This window comes from Chloroflexota bacterium (genome assembly GCA_034717495.1).
GTDB lineage: Bacteria > Chloroflexota > Anaerolineae > JAAEKA01 > JAAEKA01 > JAYELL01.
In genome coordinates, this window is the sequence record JAYELL010000026.1 from 43,555 (window position 1) to 47,316 (window position 3,762).

General features: G+C 59.1%; 5 protein-coding genes. All 5 read right to left on the reverse strand.

All coding sequences use genetic code 11. The features are described 5' to 3' along the window. Positions 1 to 347, reverse strand: a 347-nt coding sequence (locus U9R25_05440; GenBank protein MEA3335332.1) for a LysM peptidoglycan-binding domain-containing protein, incomplete at its 3' end; no start/stop codon positions are given. Positions 348 to 573: 226 nt separating this feature from the next. Then, positions 574 to 2,478, reverse strand: coding sequence for an aldehyde ferredoxin oxidoreductase family protein (locus tag U9R25_05445; GenBank protein MEA3335333.1), 1,905 nt, complete (start codon positions 2,476 to 2,478; stop codon positions 574 to 576). Positions 2,479 to 2,521: 43 nt separating this feature from the next. Further along, entirely contained in the window at positions 2,522 to 2,755 is a 234-nt protein-coding gene (locus tag U9R25_05450; GenBank protein ID MEA3335334.1) for a MoaD/ThiS family protein, read from the reverse strand. 41 nt (positions 2,756 to 2,796) lie between these two features. Next, positions 2,797 to 3,081 carry a hypothetical protein gene (locus U9R25_05455; protein ID MEA3335335.1) on the reverse strand — a complete coding sequence of 95 codons (285 nt, stop codon included), beginning with the start codon at positions 3,079 to 3,081 and terminating at the stop codon, positions 2,797 to 2,799. Continuing rightward, positions 3,008 to 3,484, reverse strand: coding sequence for an alpha/beta fold hydrolase (locus U9R25_05460; GenBank protein ID MEA3335336.1), 477 nt, complete (start codon positions 3,482 to 3,484; stop codon positions 3,008 to 3,010). The genes U9R25_05455 and U9R25_05460 overlap by 74 nt, the downstream gene beginning before the upstream one ends. Positions 3,485 to 3,762 lie beyond the last annotated feature (278 nt).

Consider the following 3,762-nt stretch of genomic DNA (forward strand, 5'->3'; position numbering starts at 1 on the left):
GGCGGATGGGGTGGCTGCGGCGGATGGGGCGGCGGCGGCGGATGGGGCGGATATGGCTGGCCACATGGAATCCACAGCGTATGGCCAATATACAACCAGTTGTAGGGATGGATATGGGACGGATTGGCGGCCTTCAAGGCCGACACCGAAACCCCGGTCCAGCTAGCCAACTTAGTCCATGAATCGCCCGACTTTACGGTATACCAATAACCACACGAACCGGAAGCCTGGGGCGAAGCGTCCGGAGCCGCTTGCACTGCCGGTACAAGGAATAGCAACAAAACCATGGCTGCTATCAAAGCCAGGAGCCATCTCTTTCGCAGAGGTTTGGGGGTCGATGATCGCATCGTTAATTCCTCCTTTTTTTTCCCAAATCTACAATTGACTACAACATCCATGACGAGCCGATGGACTGAAGGTTACGCTTTCCCCTCCGAAAATGGGACCAAAAAGGCAAATTTTCGGATAGTCCCGCGGATCGTTCAGGGGCTCACTATATTTAACGAAAACAGGTTGCCTTTTGCGACAGCCGGCGGGTCCTGGGCAGACAATGCCAAAAAACTCCCGGGAAGCTCAGGTGAGGGTCCCTGCCCATCCGATTCCCAATCGATCTAACGTCTCCTCCGTGGGTGCCGCCGTCACAGGATCCCAACCGGCCAGCGCGTAATAGATGTTGCGAGCTTCCCGAAGATCCTCCTCAGGCACAGCCCAGCCCGCGCGCGGTCCATCCTCGAAGGCTTCGAAACTGCGAGCAGGCAACCAGTCATCCCCGCGACCGAACCCGCACCCGGCGTTGAAGACCCGAGCCAGATTCAATGCCCGCTCCCCGGCCGTCACCAGTTCATCCACCGACAGGTCCCAACCGGTCACGGCCGCCAGTATGTCGACCGTCTGCTCGTAGCTGTAGGGCAGAAAATTACAGATCTCCGCACTGTTGGTCATGTGGCACCAGTTGCTGTGGTTGCGTAAAAGGCGAACCTTACTCTCATCCAGGCTGCGAGGGTCCATTGGCCCATCGATCCACCCAAGCGCAACAACTTCCTTCACGCGCCTGTTATCCCGCGTGTACATCGTATCATGCAGGTTGTGCATGTGATCGGCACCCGTAGGCGATATGGCATAACCCAGGCCCAGGGCATGTTTAATGCGCGGCTCGTGCATGGGCAATTCTTGCCCCTTGACCGCCACAACCAGAGCGGCGGCCGCCGGCCCAATCCCCTGCGCTAAACGGGCAGAGCCTTCCGCAAGGCGATCGCCAAATCCTTCCCGGCGCGCTATCATTTCGAGCAATCGAATCAGTAGCCTGCCATCTCCCCATCGCAGCACGATTCCACCGGTATCCTCCTGGCTGAGCAAGCCCAACTCGAAAGCTTCGATGGCCGTGGCAATGGTAACCCCAGCGGAAATGGTGTCCAATCCCCACCGGTTGCAGAGTTCGTTGGCCTTAAGCAGTGGAACCAGATCGCCAATGCCGTTGCATGAACCCAGAGCGGCAATCGACTCGTACTCCGGTCCACCGAAACGATCGCTCACGATGAACGCATCGCCATAGCCCGCCTTCGCCGCTTGCTCAGCGGTTACAGCCGTCTCCCGTTTGCAGGTCACCAAACAGGCAAAACAGGTTCCCGCACCGGTGAGATACTGCTCGGTCATAGCCTGGCCACTGATCGCGTCAGCTTGCTCAAAATGGCCTTGGCGGAAATTAAAGGTCGGCAGATTACTGGTGGCGCTGTTGTATGGCACGCCGCCAGCCGTCCCGTTCTTGCGGAAATTAGCCAACAGTTTCTCGTCGTTTTCCCGCAGCCAACCGGTTATCTCCCGCAGCCTGGCAGCATTTGCGACCGGTACCTTGCCAGTGCCCTTTACCGCGATGGCCTTGAGCCTTTTGCTGCCCATGACGGCACCGATTCCCCCGCGGCCCACCATGCGGCTCAGGTCATGGACGACCACAGCGTAGCGCACCAGATGTTCACCGGCGATTCCACATTGGGCAATCCGCACGCGGCGCTCGCCCAATTCATCCTTTATGGCATCCTCGACCTCGTCCACCTCCCGCCCCCAGAGATGCCTGGCCGGGCGGATATCGACCTGGCCATCCTCGATCCAGAGATAGACCGGTTCAGACGCCTGTCCGGTGACGACGATGCCATCCCAGCCGGCCCGCTTCAACTCGGCACCCCAGAAACCGCCTGCCTCACCATCGCCATAGCCGCCAGTCAAGGGTGATTTGGCGCCCGCGCTGTTGCGACCACTGCCGCTGAGCGTTGCGCCCGTGAAAACGCCGTTGGCAAAGGCCAAAACGTTCTCAGGGCCAAACGGATCGGCGTCAGCTGGGACTTCCTTCAAAAGAAAGTGGGCGATCAGTGCTCGTCCTCCCAGATGCATGCGCCACCATTCGTCCCCCATGGACTCGCAAGAAAGCTCACCGGTGGAAAGATTTACCCGCAAGATGCGGTCAAAGTAGCCATACCTGGACATCGTCCTACTCCCTCTGCCTATGTTGTGAATAAAGGGTTTCCGATCAACCGCCGCCGGCCGGCGCAAAGATCCGGACCTCCGAGCCGCCACGTAATGCCTGCTCGTCGCTTACAATCCGGCCATCAAGGCTCACCAATCCAGTCTCCTCCGCCGGGATGCCCAGCTGACCCAACAAGTCGGATACCGTCGCGTCGTCAGCAAGCGCTATCGGGCCATCCCGCCAATCGTCGGGTAAATATGGGCGAAGTTCCGCGTACACTTGGACAGTTAGAATCATCAGATGCAAGCACCGTTATTGAAAGGACGTCCCGCGGTCACTCAGGAGCTACCCTGGCGAAACATGCCATTGAGGAATTCCTGTAGATGCTGATTGAAGACTTCGGGCTGCTCCATATTGGGCAGATGGGCGGTACCAGGAATGGTGGCCAGCTCAGCGCCGGTGACGTTGTTCGCCAGAAATTCCGACGCAGCCACCAGATCGGGATCATCAAGATCACCGATAACCGCCAGCAGGGGCACCTGGATCTCGTCAAGCCGGTCGATGGCTGGTTCCGGACGCTGTTCCTCGCCCAACTCGCGGGCCTCGTTTTTCAAGGCGATCATGTTCATCTCCAGGGCCAGCTGCCACAGCCTGATCCCACTGGGGCGGTGTGTAGTCATCCCCTTCGAAGCCACTGGGACTGCTGCCTACAACCGCCAACCCATTGAACCGTTCCGGGTAAGCCAGCGTGAAGTCGATGGCCATGCCGCCGCCCATGGAGCAGCCTACCAGGACCGCACTATTGATATCGAGGATATCGAGGACCTCGAAGATCCCTCTCAGGTCCTCCCGGTGCATGAACGGACCGGCCACCGGTTCACTCTTGCCGTAACCCCGCATGTCGTAACGAATTACCTGGAAACGGTCAGCAAAAGCCTCGAATTGGCCATCCCACATGTGGTGATCTGCGATACCTGCATGGACAAAAATCAAGGGTAGGCCATCGCCGTCCATCTCGTAATACAACCGCGCGTCGTTAACGGCAGCGAAACCCCTTTTGAAGTGACCTCCGCGCCTTCGTGGTCCAAACCTTCGCGCCCTTCGCGCTTCGTGACCTTCGCGCACCTTCGCGCCTTCGTGGTCCAAACCTTCGCGCCCTTCGCGCTTCGTGACCTTCGCGCACCTTCGCGCCTTCGTGACCTTCGCGCCCTTCGCGCTTCGTGACCTTCGCGCACCTTCGCGCCTTCGTGGTCCAAACCTTCGCGCCCTTCGCGCTTCGTGACCTTCGCGCACCTTCGCGCCTT

Excerpts from the sequence above, each read along its gene's own strand:
- U9R25_05445 (MEA3335333.1), bottom strand. The coding sequence starts at position 2,478 with ATGTCCAGGTATGGCTACTTTGACCGCATCTTGCGGGTAAATCTTTCC.
- U9R25_05450 (MEA3335334.1), bottom strand. The coding sequence starts at position 2,755 with ATGATTCTAACTGTCCAAGTGTACGCGGAACTTCGCCCATATTTACCC.
- U9R25_05455 (MEA3335335.1), bottom strand. The coding sequence starts at position 3,081 with ATGATCGCCTTGAAAAACGAGGCCCGCGAGTTGGGCGAGGAACAGCGT.